The organism is Alcaligenes endophyticus, from assembly GCF_026344035.1.
GTDB classification, from domain to species: domain Bacteria; phylum Pseudomonadota; class Gammaproteobacteria; order Burkholderiales; family Burkholderiaceae_B; genus Alcaligenes; species Alcaligenes endophyticus.
Window position 1 is genome coordinate 786,027 of record NZ_JAPKND010000001.1, and the last position, 15,959, is coordinate 801,985.

Sequence of the window (15,959 nt, forward strand, 5' to 3'; positions counted from 1 at the left end):
AAGCAAACTTACCCAAGTTTGCCTCCATACGGGAACGGCTTATTTTAGCGCTATACAGCAAGCATGGGTATCCCATTTACGAAAGAACACCCAAGGTAGCAGAAAAGTCAGGCTGGCCTAAAGGCCAACCTGACTTAGATAGGTAATAAAAACATTCCCGCGGCAATCAAGGTAGGCACCGCAGCAGAAGCCAATAATTTCAATGGGGAAATGGCACCATCAGGAAAATTAGATTTCAGGATGGAGAAGCCTGCTGGGTTAGGAGCATTAGCAATAACCGTCAAGCCACCACCGGTAACCGCACCGGCCACCAGCATATAACGCCAAGTTTCACTGGTGCCTTCAACCAAGGAGCCCAAATACGTCAGAGCGGCATTGTCAGTTAAAGCAGTTAAGGCAGTAGAGCCCCAGAACAACACTATCGGCTGCAGCCCTCCTAACAGGTCTTGCAACCACCACTTTTGCAGACCGCCCAACACTACTAGGCCCGCCAAGAAGAAGCCCACCATTAGCCCTTCACGAATCAGCAACGGGTTTTGATACTGTTGATAGGCATGGGCATAACCAATAAACAGCATCAACAAGGCCAAAAATAAAATGGGATGATGTGCGCCTAAGACTACCGCGACTAAGAAGGCTACGTGAATAGCAATTACGATCGCAGGCACAGGCTTATTTTTACTCCCGCTGTCCTCTGAGCCCATGCTCCCCATTTCAATCAATGCACCACGGCACAACACCGTTACTAAGGTGGCATTCAGAAAGACTGCCACGGCGGCACGCCAACCAAAGTGTGTAGCCATGTAGGCGCTATCCCAGCCAAACGTTCCGGCCACCATTAGAACAGGCGGAGCAGCGTAAGCGGTTAAGACGCCACCAATAGAAATATTGACGAACAAAACACCGATAGTTAAGTATTTGAACCCTGCATGTCCTGGATGACGGAAATACAATCTGCGTAACAGCAAAGCTGCTAGGGTCATGGCTGCCGGTTCTGTAATAAACGAGCCCGCTAAAGGCACGATACACATAATGACGAAGTAGGTGGATACTTCTTTGCTCATGGGGAGCACCCGAGCAAACACCGCCACTAGACGATTGACGAGTTCAATAATCGGCCGGCTCGCGGCCACCACCATAATCGTGAAGACAAAGGCAGGCTCAGTAAAATTGCGGGTTTCCAAATACTCAATGGCCTGACCAATATCTAAAAACACAGCAATATAGGCAACCAGAACACATGCCCAAACGCCAAACACGGCTTCAACTTCAGACAAAAGGTGCCAAAGGCCAGCATGAGCGCCGTTTTTGTTCGCTAAACGGGCAAAAACCGGGACGGAAAATGTGTGGATGATTGCCACAGCAAACAATATGCTCGCTGTTAGCTCCAAAGTACTAGGCATGCTTCTACCCTTTTTACGGACTACTTGAGTTTATTACGGGAAATTTCAGGCCATAAATGATGCCTAGCAAGCATAACGCCAAACTCGCTGTGAAAAAACCTTATGACAAGGAAAAGGCGTAATGGCTTCGCTTATCCCGCTTCCCACAACTATTTTTTGTGGGAGAAAAGGCGCCATGGTAGGGAAGTTTGGCTTATCGCTCAACAGTAATTACCCGAACATTACCAAATGGTAATCTATTGAACGCCGACTAACGCAGCAATTACTAGCATTGCGCCCACCCACATATTGGCACGAAATAAGGGCAGCCCTTTTTCAGGTTGATTCACATCAAAGGCTAGCATCTGCCAGGTAAAGTGCAAGGCAATCATGAGCATCAACAAATAATACGCCCAGCCCATACCCATTAACACACCGCCCACCAGCCAACACACTAGTGCGCCAATATAAAAACCGCTAATCCACCGCTTACCGTCTAGACCAAAACGAAGCGCAGTAGAATGTAAGCCTAAGCGCACATCGTCGGAGCGATCTATATAGGCGTAGATAGAGTCATAGCCAACCTGCCACAGCACTGCCCCGAGCCACATCAACACAGCAGCGATAGGTACAATGCCCCGAGTATCGGACCACGCCATCAACATGCCCCAATTAAATGCTATGCCTAAAACAATTTGGGGCCAGTAGGTAAAGCGCTTACATAGGGGGTAAATAATCACAATGGGCAGCAGCACCACGGCTAGCCAGCGACTATAGCTATTAATCGCCATGAGCAATACCGCACATACGAGCAACTGCGCCAATACAAACCACAAGGCCTGAGACAGCCTCAACTGGCCACTGGTTAAGGGGCGAAAGCGGGTGCGTTCGACCTGATGATCGATGTCTCGATCAAAGATATCGTTAAAGCAGCAGCCCACACCGCGCATTAACAAGGCGCCCAGTGAGAAAATTAGCAAACGCCAAAACGTAGGCACGCCGTCGGCAGCCTGTACCAATGCCGCTAAGGTAGGCAACAAGGTAAGCCAAGTGCCAACGGGCCTGTCTAGGCGTGCCAAACGAGCATAGGGCCCCCAAGCAGCGGGTAAGTAATGCGCGACCCAATCATCAGGACGCATATCGGATAGATCAGGGCGTGCCTGAGCAGGAGTTGGGAGGGCAGAAGGCTGACTCATAAGCTACAGCGGCAAAAAAACTCATGCCCTCGGAGGAGGGCATGATAAGGGTGACGAAGCCCTAGTTTACTGCTTTCAGCAATTTACCTAAAGTGGCAATGCCTTCGCGAATTTTTGCTTCGGGAACCGTCGCAAAACTCAGACGTAACGTGTTTTTCTGGACACTTCCTTCCACAAAGAACGGTGCACCAGGCACAAAGGCTACATGGTGCTCGATGGCGGTTTGCAATAGTTCTGTGGCATCAATATGGGCAGGCAAAGTTACCCAAATAAACATCCCCCCCTCGGGACGTGTCCATTGCGCCGTACTTGGGAAGTGTTCGTCCATAGCATCCAACATGTACTGGCACTGTTGCTGATAAATATCACGTACGGTTGGCAAATGCTGATCCAAGAAGCCGGTGGATACGGTCTCGTATACGGCCATTTGTGTCAAGGTAGAGGTATGCAGATCGGCCGCTTGCTTGATCTGTACCAGCTTATCAATCACACGACGATCGGCCACGATATAACCCAAACGCAAACCAGGAGCCAACACTTTAGAGAAGGTACCCAAGCGAATCACTGAGGCGCCTACGTCACGGCCTAATTTCAATAAACTAGGTAATGCTTTGCCTGCATAACGTAATTCGCCGTAGGGGTCATCCTCTACCACGGGTATACCGGCGGCCGCACAACGCTCAACCAATTCCTGGCGACGCTCTAAACTTAATGTCAGGCCAGTTGGGTTTTGAAAGTTTGGCAAAGCATAAATAAAGCGTGCACCGGCTGCTTGCGGACCAGAAATCATTTCGGGCAGTAAGCCATGCTCGTCCGTTGGCACTGCAACATACTCGGGCTCGTACACGGAAAAAGCCTGTAAGGCACCCAAGTAGCTGGGGGACTCAACAAGCACCTTGCTACCCTCGTCAATGAACAGCTTGCCCAGCATATCCAAAGCCTGCTGAGAACCATTCACAATCAGTACTTCATCGGCGGAGATGGCCACGCCATCTTTGCCAAGTTCGTCCGCAACCCACTGGCGCAAAGGGGTATAACCTTCAGTTGGCCCGTACTGCAACGCGACACGCCCCTGTTCCGCAAAGACTTTATCAAACGCTTGTTGAATTTCCGCCACAGGGAAACCTGCAGGAGTGGGCAGGCCCCCTGCAAAAGAAATAATTTCAGGCCGCACAGTGACTTTCAAGATTTCACGAATGGCTGAGCCTGATAATTGTTGAGCGCGTCTGGAAAAGGGAACAGAGAGGGAATCCATAATAAGGAATTATCCTGATAGAAGAACATATTGATACCGATGCCTTACACCTGCTGAAGCAAAAACCATAGACTTCATAGGCTGGGCGCATGCACGCCGCTTACTTTTTATATATAGCGTAAACACTACATTGCCACCAAGATTGATCTTACGCAAGCGTCAAGTACCTAACGACCAGCTCGCCAGCCCCGTATTTACCCTGATCCCATGACTTTCCGCCCCCTCAAACATTGTCGGAGCATGCGGAATCACGCATAATTGTATATACAACTAAACCGAGGATGCATATGGTATTGCCAACCCAACACCTGCTGCTCATTCCTGGCCGGAGCCTGCATAGCAGCCCCTGGAAAAACGGCGGAGGCAGCACTAGGGAGATCATGATCTACCCTGAGCAAAGTGATGTTCAACACTTCGACTGGCGCGTCAGTATCGCCGCCGTCGAACAAGAGGGTAATTTTTCCCAATTTCCTGATGTAGACAGACATATCATGCTGCTCAGCGGCACCAGCATGGTGCTGCACAGCGACACAACACAGCATACCTTGTTGCCCTATCAGCCTTATTCTTTTCCCGGCGAGGCCTCAATTTATGCAACCTTGCCGCATGGCTCCACCACGGACTTCAACCTGATGGTCAGGCGCGATCGGGCGCAAGGTACGCTTCAGGCTTGGACTGAACCTTACAGTGGCTTATTAGAGGCAGGGCACACGTTGTTGCACTGTGCCGTGGGGGCGCACGAGATCATACTCGGACATGCTAGCCATCGCCTTGAAGCAGGCGACACGTTGTGGATAAGACAACCACACGAACACCAGCAAGTGCTAAAGGTACAGCCCCAATCAACGGGTAATTGCTTGGTCTACACACATATTCACTCTCTTACTTAAAAAGGCGACCTTATGACACTTTCTTTGTGGACCGACTTACATCTGGCCCCCGAGGCAAATCCTGATACGGTCATTCGACAAGCCTGCATCGTGGTAGAGGATGAAGAAATACGCTGGTTGGGCCCCCAAGAGGCCTTGCCAGCACAGTACGCGCACATTTCACAACGCCATAGCCTACAAGGTCAATGGGTGACGCCGGGCCTGATTGATTGCCACACACATTTGGTGTACGGCGGCAATCGAGCGCGCGAATTTGCGCTACGTTTGGAAGGAGCCTCGTACGAGGAAATTTCCCGCCAAGGCGGTGGCATTGCCTCTACCGTAAAAGCCACCCGCGAGCTTTCCGAAGACCAGCTTTATCATCAAGCAAGCCGACGGCTACGCGCCTTAATGGCAGAGGGCGTCACGGCAATCGAAATCAAATCGGGTTATGGGCTTGATTTAGACAGCGAACGCAAAATGCTACGCGTCGCCCGACGCTTGGCCAAGCACTTTCCTATCACCGTTCGCACCACATTTTTAGGTGCCCATGCCTTACCCCCTGAGTATGCTGGACGATCGGACGACTATATTGACCATGTTTGCGAGATTATGCTGCCCACTCTGGTCGCCGAAGGCTTGGTGGACGCCGTGGATGTCTTTTGCGAGCGCATTGCTTTTAGTCTGGAGCAATCTGAACGAGTCTTTAAGGCAGCACAAGATCTAAATGTGGCGATCAAAATTCATGCCGAGCAGCTTTCAAACATGGGCGGTACAACGTTAGCCTGCCAGTACCGCGCATTGTCAGCCGACCATCTAGAATACCTAGATGAAGCTGGTGTGCAAGCAATGAAAGCCAGTGGCACCGTCGCCGTGCTATTGCCAGGCGCTTATTATTTTCTGCGTGAAACACAACTCCCTCCCATTGAGCTCTTGCGCCGTTACGACGTTCCCATTGCTCTGTCTACCGACAGCAACCCCGGCACCTCGCCCTGTAGCTCCTTACTGCTTATGCTCAACATGAGCTGCACGCTATTTCGTCTTTCGGTTGCTGAAGTCCTAGCAGGAGTGACGCGACACGCGGCACAAGCTTTAGGCCATCCCTCAATTAGCGGGCGCCTAGCACCAGGGCACAAGGCAGACTTTGCCGTATGGGACATTGAGGACCTGTCCGAGCTTGCTTATTGGATGGGGCTGCCGCGCTGCACGCAAGTTGTAAGACACGGAAAAATTAGCTTTACCCACGAGGCGATACGATGACACATAGCGTCCTAGCGCCATGGGCACGCATTGAAGGCCAATGGCAAAAAAATGTTTTACTTAGTTGGGATGAGCACGGCCGACTCACCGACATTCACGCCAACTACCAATCTGTGCCGGGTAGCTCCCTGCATCAGTTGCCAGGTGCCGTTTTGCCCGGCATGCCCAACTTACACTCCCATGCTTTCCAAAGTGCCATGTCCGGCTTGGCCGAGTATCGTGGCCAAGCGCAAGATAGCTTTTGGAGTTGGCGCGACCTGATGTACCGCTTTGCGCTCAAATTACGGCCCGAACATATACAAGCCATTGCCCATTGGCTTTATATCCAGATGCTTAAAGCGGGCTACACCTCGGTGTGTGAGTTTCATTATGTGCACCACCAGCCCGATGGCCAAGCTTACACCCCTCAGCACACCTTAGCTGCCGCCGTCGTACAGGCCAGTCAAGACGCCGGCATAGGCCTGAGCTTTTTACCCGTGTTGTATCAATACAGTGATTTTGGGGCCCAACCACCGCGTCAGGATCAGGCGCGTTTCTTAAACCAGCCCGAGGCATTATTAGAACTACTGCTCACCTTACGTCAGCAGTATCCCGAACAAGCACACCGTCGCTATGGTGTCGCCCCCCACTCATTACGAGCCGTATCGCCCGACAGTCTGCGCACCATGCTGACATTAATGGATGAGCACTTTCCCCACAGCCCCATTCATATCCACATCGCCGAGCAAATCGCCGAAGTACAGGCCAGCCTCAACCACCATGGTCAACGCCCCGTGCAATGGCTCCTAGACAACGCCTCGGTAGACCGACGTTGGTGCTTGGTGCATGCTACCCATATGGACGAGCAAGAAACGGTGCAAGCGGCAGCTAGCGGAGCGGTAGCGGGGCTTTGCCTTAGCACCGAGGCAAATTTAGGCGATGGTTTTTTTCCTGCCCCTCAGTACTTAGAGGCTGGAGGCGCGATCGGAGTAGGCTCAGACAGTCACATCGCCGTTGACTGGCGTACAGAATTACGCTTACTAGAATATGGACAGCGATTGTTGCATCGACAGCGCAATGTACTGTGCCACCCCGCACAAGCGCACGTCGCCGACTATCTGTTTGATGCTTCCATAAAAGGGGGCGCCCAAGCAAGCGCAAGACCCGTACACGGTTTACAAATCGGACAACAGGCCGATTTCATGGTGCTTGATCTACACGATCCCATCTTGGCTGGACACAAACCAGAAACTTGGCTGTCGGCTTTAGTCTTTACTGAGCGAGCCGGTAGCCAACCTATACGCGATGTGTATGTCGCCGGCCAAGCAGTGATCCAAGAAGGACGCCACGCTCAAGAAGATCAAGCATGGCAGCGTTATCAACACACCTTACACGAACTCTTGCAAACTACTTGAGGTTACTTATGCCTAGTAATGCCGTTTTAAGCCGTGGCACCAGCCCTTTACTGATTTCCATTCCTCATTTGGGCACAGAAATACCACCTGATATTCTGGCCACGATGACACCGGTAGCCCAGCACCGAGACGATACCGACTGGCATCTAGATCAGCTATACAGCTTTGCCAGCGAATTGGGCGCCTCTATCTTGCAACCTCGTCTATCTCGTTACGTCATCGACTTAAACCGTCCTCCGAATGACGAAAACTTGTATCCAGGGCAAAACACCACAGGCCTACTGCCCGTAGACACTTTTGCTGATGAGGCGCTCTATGCCGAAGGTCAACGCCCCACAGAGCAGGAGCGTGACCGGCGCCGCGCCCTCTACTGGGACCCCTATCACCAAACGTTAGTGGCCGAGCTAGCCCGAATACGCCAAGAGCATGGCTATGTGCTGCTCTGGGAGGCCCATTCCATACGCGCTTATCTACCCCGCTTATTCGAGGGCCGGCTACATGACTTTAATTTTGGTAGCGCTAGCGATCGCAGTGCCCTACCTGGTTTAGCGCAAGAGCTGGCCGAGCTAGCCAGCGCAGGAGGTCATTACACCGCCGTGGCTAACGGCCGCTTCAAGGGAGGGTATATCACCCGCCACTATGGGCAACCCCAACAACACGTGCATGCCATTCAACTTGAATTGGCGCAACTTTGCTATATGGACGAATCGCGCCCCTATCACTATGATGTAGAGAGGGCTAGCAAGCTAGCACCCAAAGTACGACAATGTATTGAGCACGCTTTGCATACGTTACACACTCATTACCAGTAACTCATTACACCGGCTACGTCGCGAAACAGACTAGCCTGCCTCACTCGACGATCATGATTTACCCCCCCTTAAATCAAGGTCGTCACTAGCTGATCGTATATATTTGAGCCTAGTGTTCAGCAAACGCTACAATAGCGGGTCACGTGTACTGAATTTTTTGCTTATGAGCGCCGCAAATATTGACCAGCCTGTACTGAAACTGTCCGCCGCATCCTTAGGGTACGGCGACTTTACCGTGCTTGCCGGGATCGATATAGAGGTTTATCGGGGCCAAGTTGTTGCCATGATGGGCGGCTCAGGTTCCGGAAAAACAACACTTTTGCGTGCCGCCACAGGACAAATTCGAGCACAAGCCGGACAAGTCAGTGCCTTTGGCCAAGATTTAGCCCATTTAAACGAGCATGCGCTGCGCGCCGTACGTAAGCGTATGGGTGTGCTGTTTCAGCAAGGTGCTTTATTCACTGACCTCAATGTTTTTGAAAATGTGGCGTTCCCCTTGCGCGAACACACGGAAGTGTCAGAACAGCAGATTTTTCAACGCGTGCTCGATAAGCTGGATGCCGTTGGTCTGCGCGCCGCCGCACACTTATCGATCGCTGAAATTTCCGGTGGCATGGCCCGACGAGTTGCCTTGGCGCGCGCCATTGTGCTTGAACCCGAACTTATCCTGTACGACGAGCCTTTTGCTGGCTTAGACCCTATCTCTATGGGTATTACTGCGCAGCTTATCCGCCACTTAACCGATCAGCTCAACTGTGCCTCCGTGTTGATTACCCACGATGTGCAAGAGTCTTTCGCCATTGCCGACCATGTCTGCCTCGTCGGTCAAGGTAAGCTGATTGCACAAGGTACGCCCACTCAGCTATCGGCCTCCGCTGATCCTTTTGTCGATCAATTTCTGCACGGACGCCCTGATGGCCCAATTGCGTTTCACTACCCTGAAACTCCCGCCTTTAAAGCTTGGCAAACCGCCAAGAAATCAGCCTAATGAGTCTCTTTAACCATTCTATCTCTGCTGTAGGCTCTGCCAGCCGCGCTAGCGTTTATAGCCTGGGTGCGCTGACTCGCTTACTGTGCTCCATACTGGCCCGCTCCAGCTTGCTTTTTCAGCGGCCGCGGCTCATCTCGCAACAAATACACTTTATCGGCAATTACTCCTTGCTGATTATCACCATATCCGGGCTATTTGTTGGTTTTGTCTTAGGCCTGCAAGGCTATTACACCTTGAACCGCTACGGCTCCGAAGAGGCGTTAGGCTTATTGGTCGCTCTATCTCTGGTGCGTGAACTCGGCCCTGTAGTGACAGCCTTATTGTTTGCGGGCCGGGCTGGCACCTCTTTAACGGCCGAAATTGGCTTGATGAAAGCAGGCGAGCAACTGGCAGCCATGGAGGTCATGGCGGTCGACCCTATACGTCGCATCTTAGTACCCCGCTTTTGGGGCGGCTTAATCGCCATGCCCATACTTGCCGCGGTATTTTCGGCCGTTGGCATTTTAGGGGGCTATATAGTGGGGGTCGTGATGATTGGCGTCGACCCAGGTGCTTTTTGGTCGCAAATGCAAAGCGGCGTTGATGCGGTTAACGATGTACTCAACGGCGTCATTAAAAGTATTGTATTTGGTCTCGTTGTGACACTCATCGCCTTGTATATGGGCTGGACCGCAAAAGCCACTCCAGAAGGGGTGTCCCGAGCCACTACACGAACCGTAGTCAGCGGAGCGCTAGCCGTATTAGGGCTAGACTTCCTTATGACCGCACTCATGTTTAGCTAGAATTCTGATTCGGAACTGTTTGGATATGAAACAAGACAAAACCGACTTTTGGGTAGGCCTATTTGTTTTACTTGGCTTGATTGCCTTGACATTTTTGGCCCTACGCGCGGGTAACCTAAGCTCATTTTCGCTCGCTAAAACCTACCAAGTCACTGCCGCCTTTGATAACCTAGGTGGCTTGAAACCCCGTGCTGCCGTCAAAAGCAGTGGTGTAGTAGTAGGCCGTGTCAAAGACATTAGCTTTGATAATACGGATTTTCGCGCCGTGGTCACCCTAGATATGAATGAAAAGTATCAATTTCCAGATGACTCCTCGGCCTCTATCCTGACATCAGGGCTACTAGGTGAGCAATATATAGGCCTGACAGCAGGTGGCGATGATAAAAACCTTGAAAATGGCAGTACGATAAAGTACACCCAGAGCGCCGTGGTGCTTGAGGAGCTGATCAGTAAATTCCTCTATAACTCAGCGAGCAAAGAGTCCGACTAAGCCGCTCTCGCCCCCTTTACCGGCATTTTGGCGCCTTAGCGGCGCACTGATACGCATCATGAACTCAAACACCTCAAAAAAAATCTCGCTGCATTGGGCAAAACTTCCGGTCATCGCGGCCACCGTGCTGCTGGCTACGGCCTGTACCTCCGTGCCTAACCCTCCGCCCCAAGATCCTTGGGAAAGCTACAACCGCTCTGTTTTTGCCTTTAATGATGCCATCGATGGCGCCATCCTTAAACCTGTTGCCTCTGGCTATGTGGCCTTAACTCCCCAGCCTGTGCGCACCTGCGTGCACAATATGTTCAACAACTTACGTGACATCTGGTCCGGGTTAAACAGCTTCCTACAAGGCGAGCCGCACGATTTTTTCAATACTCTCGGGCGAGTGCTGTTTAACAGCACCATGGGCCTAGGCGGCTGCATAGATGTCGCCACCATGAACGGCTCACGCCGCATACAAAACGACTTTGGCATCACTTTGGGTGTGTGGGGGCTAGATGCTGGCCCTTACTTTGTATTGCCTTTCTTAGGCCCCAGCACTGTGCGTGATGCCAGTGGAGCAGGGTTGGGCTTTCTATCCGGCGCCTCAGGTGTAGGGCCTATTTTTGACCTCAGTAATGTACCCGTACGTAACAGCATTTTGGCCCTAGATGCCGTAGATGCTCGTGCAAACCTGCTCGATACAGAGAAACTTATTAACGAAATTGCCCTTGACCGATACAGCTTCATACGCGACGCTTACTTACAACGCCGAGAAGCTCAGTTACGTGCCCGTACCGGCGATGCCGACACTGATGGGCTACCTGACTACTCAGATGATGAAGACGATGAGTAAATACCTCACTTTTTCATCTGCGCTTTATATTTTGCCTCTGGAGCTGTTTGTATGACGTTCTCTCTCCCCCATTTGGGTTTTTTAAGTGTTGCGCTGCCTCGCAAGCAGCTCATTACCTGTGCCGCTTCCCTAATCCTGTTTTGCGTCGCTTCTGTTGCGCAAGCCAACACGGAAGTGGTTAATCCTAATGGCCCACCCGCCGAGTTTGTAGAAGCAGTTGCTAGCAATGCGCTAGCCGCTGTAAAAACCGACGAGGCAATTCGCAAGGGAGATCGCAACGCCATCACAGAGGCCGTCAACACCTATGTGATGCCTTACGTCAATTTCGAAAAAACCACCCGCTTAGCTGCAGGCCGTCACTGGCGCCAAGCCGATGAGCAACAGCGCAAGGATCTGACCGAGGCCTTTAAAAATACCTTGATCCGTACCTACAGCGGCGCACTTGCCCATGTTGACACACGCACTGCTCTCACCATCCTACCTTTCCGTGGAGATCCCAAAGCGGAGGATGTCGTTGTACGCTCGTCGCTCATCCAGCCTAACGGCTCACCGGTAGGCGTAGATTACCGCCTAGAGCGTACCCCTGAAGGCTGGCGCGTCTATGACCTCAACGTAGAAGGCATCTGGCTGATACAGAACTATCGCAATCAGTTTGCCGAACAAATTGCCAAAACAGGCATAGACGGTTTAATCAAAGCTCTAAACTCTCAAGCCCAAACTCAATAAGTCAGACACTTTTTACCAACCCTGACTCTAGCCTATAATGTAAAGCCTGATCCAATTGGTGGATCGGGCTTTATTGATTGAACATGTCAGCTCTTAACTTTACTAACGTCAGTAAACGCTTTGCCTCACCGCGTAGCCTTTTACAACGCCTGATACCTTCAGCCTCCACGAGCAGTGCAGGCTTTCTTGCCGTAGATAACGTCTCTTTGACTATTCAAGAGGGCGAATTTTTCGGTTTATTAGGCCCTAACGGGGCAGGTAAAACTACGCTTATTTCCATGCTGGCAGGCCTGACTATTCCCACTAGCGGATCAGTCAGCGTCTGTGGTCACGATGTGCGCAGCCAATACCAGCAAGCTCGACGCTCCCTCGGTGTCGTCCCGCAAGAACTTGTGTTTGACCCTTTTTTTACAGTACGTGAAACCTTACGTTTGCAGTCAGGCTATTTTGGCTTGAAACATAATGATGACTGGATCGACGAAATTTTAGCTAATTTGGCGCTCACGGATAAAGCCGATAGCAATATGCGCGCCTTATCAGGCGGCATGAAAAGACGAGTACTGGTAGCACAGGCCTTAGTCCACCGGCCACCCGTCATTATTCTGGACGAGCCTACCGCAGGGGTAGACGTAGACTTGCGCCGCACCCTATGGGAATTTATCGTGGGGCTTAATCAGCAAGGTCACACCATCCTGCTCACGACACACTACCTCGAGGAGGCCGAGGCCTTGTGCAACCGACTCGCCTTACTTAAGCAGGGGAAAATAGTCGCCCTCGATACCACCCAAGCCATCATGGAGCGAGCAGGCAGCACAGACTTAGAGGCCGCCTTTGTGCGCATCATGCATGATGAAAGCAAACAAGGGATAGCCCTATGAAATCAAGCCCAGAGAACAAACGCTGGGGAGTCCCCACAGACGAGGGCAAAAAATTAGCCACCCCCGTGCGCTCTTTACCACCACAACCGGCCATGGGTTCGGGCTTTCCCACCTTATTACGCAAAGAATTACTGCGCTTTTGGAAAGTCGGGCTACAAACAGTAGCAACACCGGTACTGAGCGCCCTGATGTATTTACTGATCTTTGCCCACGTTTTAGAAGAGCGAGTCAGCATTTACCACGACATTCCCTACACATCCTTCCTCATCCCAGGTTTGATGATGATGAGCATGTTGCAAAATTCGTTTGCTAACCCCTCCTCATCGCTCATACAAAGTAGGCTTAGCGGCAACTTGGTGTTTATCTTGCTCCCGCCGTTGTCCTACCGGGAAATATTCGCTGCCTATGTGCTGGCTGCTATGGCCCGCGGCTTATGTGTAGGCATCAGCGTCTGGGTGGTAGCCCTGTTTTTTACGGATTTACCCTTGCATAATCCGCTATGGGTCATATTATTTGCCGTCATGGCCTGCGGCATTATGGGCACCCTAGGGCTGATCGCGGGCTTATGGTCAGAAAAGTTTGATCAATTAGCGGTTTTCCAGAACTTTCTGATTATGCCCGCCACTTTTTTATCCGGCGTGTTTTACTCCATTCATAGTCTGCCGCCATTCTGGCAAGCTGTGTCGTACTGGAACCCGCTTTTCTACACCATAGACGGCTTTCGCTATGGCTTTTTTACTCAATCTGATGCTTCGCCTTGGCATAGCCTAGCGGTGGTAGCAGGGGTTTTCATCCTGCTTTGCCTCGCCTCGTTACGCCTGCTGGCCTCAGGTTATAAGTTACGGAATTAATCCTATGTTGCCGACACCAGAACAAGTACGACAGTATATTGCCGACAACCTTGAGCATGAAGTTCTGCAAGTGCAGGGCGATGGCTCGCACTTTGAAGCCCTCATCGTCAGCAAAGCCTTTGAAGGCAAGCGCCTTATTGCACGCCATCAGCTCGTCTATGCCGCCTTGGGTGAACGCATGAAAGCTGAAATTCATGCCTTGTCCATGCGTACTCTTACTCCCGATGAATACAAGGCCAATCCGAATGGATAAATTACGCATTACAGGCGGGCAGCGTCTGAACGGCGATGTGATCGTTTCCGGTGCAAAAAACGCCGCACTGCCCATCTTATGCGCCAGTTTACTTAGCGCAGACACCATACAGCTGGATAATGTACCGCGTCTGCGCGACATAGACACCACGCTGAAGCTTCTGGCTATGCTGGGTGTACGCCAAGTACGCGACGGTGCTAGCGTGGAACTACAAGCTGAGCACATCGATAGCTCTGAGGCGCCCTACGAGCTGGTCAAAACCATGCGCGCCTCGATTCTGGTGCTAGGCCCCTTGTTGGCACGCTTTGGCCATGCTCGTGTTAGCCTGCCAGGCGGATGCGCTATCGGTCAGCGCCCCGTCGATCAACACATCAAAGGCTTAGCCGCGATGGGTGCCGACATACGCGTAGAGCATGGTTTTGTGATCGCTGAAGCCAAACGCCTCCAAGGTGCCACGATACGTACTGACATGATTACTGTCACCGGTACCGAAAACCTGATGATGGCTGCCACGCTGGCTGAAGGCCAAACCATCTTAGAAAATGCAGCACGCGAACCCGAAATTATTGATCTGGCCGAACTGCTGATAAAAATGGGAGCCCGCATCCAAGGGCACGGTACGGACAGAATTGTGATTGATGGGGTAGAGCGCTTACACGGCGCCCAACACACCATTTGCCCCGACCGCATCGAAACCGGTACGTTCTTATGTGCGGTGGCCGCCACCGGCGGCGATATTACCCTGCATAACACCAACGCCGACGCACTAGGCGCAACGCTCGACAAATTACGTGAAGCGGGGTTGCAGCTTGAGCTAGGCCCCAACACCATACGCGGGCACATGAATACACGCCCTAAGGCAGTCAGTTTTCGCACTACCGAATACCCCGGCTTCCCTACCGATATGCAAGCACAGCTTATGGCGCTCAATGCTATCGCAGATGGCACGGCTTCTATTGTCGAAACCATCTTTGAGAACCGTTATATGCATGTGCAGGAGCTCAATCGCTTAGGTGCAGATATTGAAATAGATGGGAATGTCGCCGTGGTAAAAGGCATGCCAGAGCTCAGTGGTGCTACGGTAATGGCTACCGATTTACGCGCCTCTGCTAGTTTAGTCATTGCTGGCTTAGCGGCGCGCGGCGAAACCACTATCGAACGTATTTATCACCTAGACCGAGGCTACGACCGCATGGAAAGCAAACTGCAGGCCATCGGTGCTCACATTGAACGTCTTAGCAAGGAACAGGCATGAAATCACCCAGCCCGAACAAGCCGCTTACGCTCGCCTTATCTAAGGGACGCATCTTTGATGAAACCTTACCCTTGCTGGAGCAAGCTGGTATTCACGTGCTGGAACGTCCTGAGTCCTCCCGTAAGCTTATCCTGCCCACTAGCACCCCTGATCTACAATTGATTATTGTGCGGGCTTCCGACGTGCCCACCTACGTGCAATATGGCGCTGCCCACATTGGTATAGCAGGCAAAGATGTGCTGTATGAACACATGGAGCAGCACCCGGGCGGCTTATATCAGCCTATCGACTTAAACATCGCACGCTGCCGCATGTGTGTAGCGGTTGAAGAAGGCTTTGATTACCATACAGCGGTCAAGAAAGGCTCACGTCTGCGCATTGCTACCAAATACACGCGTGCCGCACGAGAACATTTTGCCAGCAAAGGGGTATACATAGACCTGATTAAGCTCTATGGCTCAATGGAGCTTGCTCCCTTGGTCGGTCTAGCCGATGCTATCGTCGATTTGGTTTCCACGGGTAGCACACTTAAGGCCAACCGCCTGGTTGAGGTTGAAGAGATCACTGAAATTTCCTCGCGCCTAATTATTAACCAAGCGGCCATGAAAAACCGCGGAGCACAATTACAACCATTAATTGACGCTTTCATGCACGCCTCGGTCGAACAAACCTCAGCATAAGTAAATCGGGATACACTTCTTTTTGCAACCAAGCTTTCATATATAAA

17 protein-coding genes are annotated in these 15,959 nt (G+C 51.7%); 14 read left to right on the forward strand and 3 right to left on the reverse strand.

Annotation, left to right across the window (positions count from 1 at the left end; genetic code table 11):
• Positions 1–134: 134 nt before the first annotated feature.
• The 3 genes from OSH01_RS03590 to OSH01_RS03600 all read right to left on the reverse strand — a co-directional run bounded on the left by OSH01_RS03590 (position 135) and on the right by OSH01_RS03600 (position 3,833).
• Entirely contained in the window at positions 135–1,403 is a 1,269-nt protein-coding gene (locus OSH01_RS03590; protein WP_266122672.1) for a putative Na+/H+ antiporter, read from the reverse strand.
• A 236-nt stretch (positions 1,404–1,639) separates the two neighbouring features.
• Positions 1,640–2,578 (reverse strand): 4-hydroxybenzoate octaprenyltransferase, encoded by a 939-nt coding sequence (gene ubiA, locus OSH01_RS03595; RefSeq protein WP_266122673.1) that lies wholly within the window; start codon positions 2,576–2,578, stop codon positions 1,640–1,642.
• A gap of 61 nt (positions 2,579–2,639) precedes the next feature.
• Positions 2,640–3,833 (reverse strand): aminotransferase-like domain-containing protein, encoded by a 1,194-nt coding sequence (locus OSH01_RS03600; RefSeq protein ID WP_266122674.1) that lies wholly within the window; start codon positions 3,831–3,833, stop codon positions 2,640–2,642.
• A gap of 287 nt (positions 3,834–4,120) precedes the next feature.
• Between OSH01_RS03600 and OSH01_RS03605 the strand changes: the two genes are divergently transcribed.
• The 14 genes from OSH01_RS03605 (at position 4,121) to hisG (ending at position 15,912) form a co-directional block, all read left to right on the forward strand.
• Entirely contained in the window at positions 4,121–4,723 is a 603-nt protein-coding gene (locus OSH01_RS03605; RefSeq protein WP_266122675.1) for a HutD/Ves family protein, read from the forward strand.
• Positions 4,724–4,735: 12 nt separating this feature from the next.
• A complete protein-coding gene (gene hutI, locus OSH01_RS03610; RefSeq protein ID WP_266122676.1) occupies positions 4,736–5,962 on the forward strand; it encodes an imidazolonepropionase in 1,227 nt (408 codons plus the stop codon).
• Positions 5,959–7,356 (forward strand): formimidoylglutamate deiminase, encoded by a 1,398-nt coding sequence (locus OSH01_RS03615; RefSeq protein ID WP_266122677.1) that lies wholly within the window; start codon positions 5,959–5,961, stop codon positions 7,354–7,356. Before hutI ends, OSH01_RS03615 begins: the two co-directional genes overlap by 4 nt.
• Before the next feature lie 8 nt (positions 7,357–7,364).
• Positions 7,365–8,168 carry an N-formylglutamate deformylase gene (gene hutG / locus OSH01_RS03620; protein WP_266122678.1) on the forward strand — a complete coding sequence of 268 codons (804 nt, stop codon included), beginning with the start codon at positions 7,365–7,367 and terminating at the stop codon, positions 8,166–8,168.
• A gap of 163 nt (positions 8,169–8,331) precedes the next feature.
• Positions 8,332–9,156, forward strand: a complete 825-nt coding sequence (locus OSH01_RS03625; RefSeq protein WP_266122679.1) for an ABC transporter ATP-binding protein — start codon at positions 8,332–8,334, stop codon at positions 9,154–9,156.
• Complete coding sequence (mlaE, locus tag OSH01_RS03630) at positions 9,156–9,941, forward strand: lipid asymmetry maintenance ABC transporter permease subunit MlaE (protein WP_266122680.1); 786 nt, start codon at positions 9,156–9,158, stop codon at positions 9,939–9,941. Before OSH01_RS03625 ends, mlaE begins: the two co-directional genes overlap by 1 nt.
• 25 nt (positions 9,942–9,966) lie before the next feature.
• Positions 9,967–10,431 carry an outer membrane lipid asymmetry maintenance protein MlaD gene (mlaD, locus tag OSH01_RS03635; protein WP_266122681.1) on the forward strand — a complete coding sequence of 155 codons (465 nt, stop codon included), beginning with the start codon at positions 9,967–9,969 and terminating at the stop codon, positions 10,429–10,431.
• A gap of 58 nt (positions 10,432–10,489) precedes the next feature.
• Complete coding sequence (locus tag OSH01_RS03640) at positions 10,490–11,269, forward strand: MlaA family lipoprotein (protein ID WP_266122682.1); 780 nt, start codon at positions 10,490–10,492, stop codon at positions 11,267–11,269.
• A gap of 51 nt (positions 11,270–11,320) precedes the next feature.
• Positions 11,321–11,995: an MlaC/ttg2D family ABC transporter substrate-binding protein gene (locus OSH01_RS03645; protein WP_266122683.1), complete on the forward strand. Its 675-nt coding sequence runs from the start codon at positions 11,321–11,323 to the stop codon at positions 11,993–11,995.
• An 83-nt stretch (positions 11,996–12,078) separates the two neighbouring features.
• Positions 12,079–12,873 (forward strand): ABC transporter ATP-binding protein, encoded by a 795-nt coding sequence (locus OSH01_RS03650; protein WP_266122684.1) that lies wholly within the window; start codon positions 12,079–12,081, stop codon positions 12,871–12,873.
• Between the two features lie 92 nt (positions 12,874–12,965).
• The gene (locus OSH01_RS03655; protein WP_266122862.1) at positions 12,966–13,724 is read left to right on the forward strand and encodes an ABC transporter permease; all 759 of its coding nucleotides are present in this window, start codon (positions 12,966–12,968) and stop codon (positions 13,722–13,724) included.
• A 4-nt stretch (positions 13,725–13,728) separates the two neighbouring features.
• Positions 13,729–13,977 (forward strand): BolA family protein, encoded by a 249-nt coding sequence (locus OSH01_RS03660; RefSeq protein WP_266122685.1) that lies wholly within the window; start codon positions 13,729–13,731, stop codon positions 13,975–13,977.
• The gene (gene murA, locus OSH01_RS03665) at positions 13,970–15,232 is read left to right on the forward strand and encodes a UDP-N-acetylglucosamine 1-carboxyvinyltransferase (RefSeq protein ID WP_266122686.1); all 1,263 of its coding nucleotides are present in this window, start codon (positions 13,970–13,972) and stop codon (positions 15,230–15,232) included. The genes OSH01_RS03660 and murA overlap by 8 nt, the downstream gene beginning before the upstream one ends.
• Positions 15,229–15,912 carry an ATP phosphoribosyltransferase gene (gene hisG / locus OSH01_RS03670; protein WP_266122687.1) on the forward strand — a complete coding sequence of 228 codons (684 nt, stop codon included), beginning with the start codon at positions 15,229–15,231 and terminating at the stop codon, positions 15,910–15,912. Before murA ends, hisG begins: the two co-directional genes overlap by 4 nt.
• The last annotated feature ends 47 nt before the right edge of the window (positions 15,913–15,959 follow it).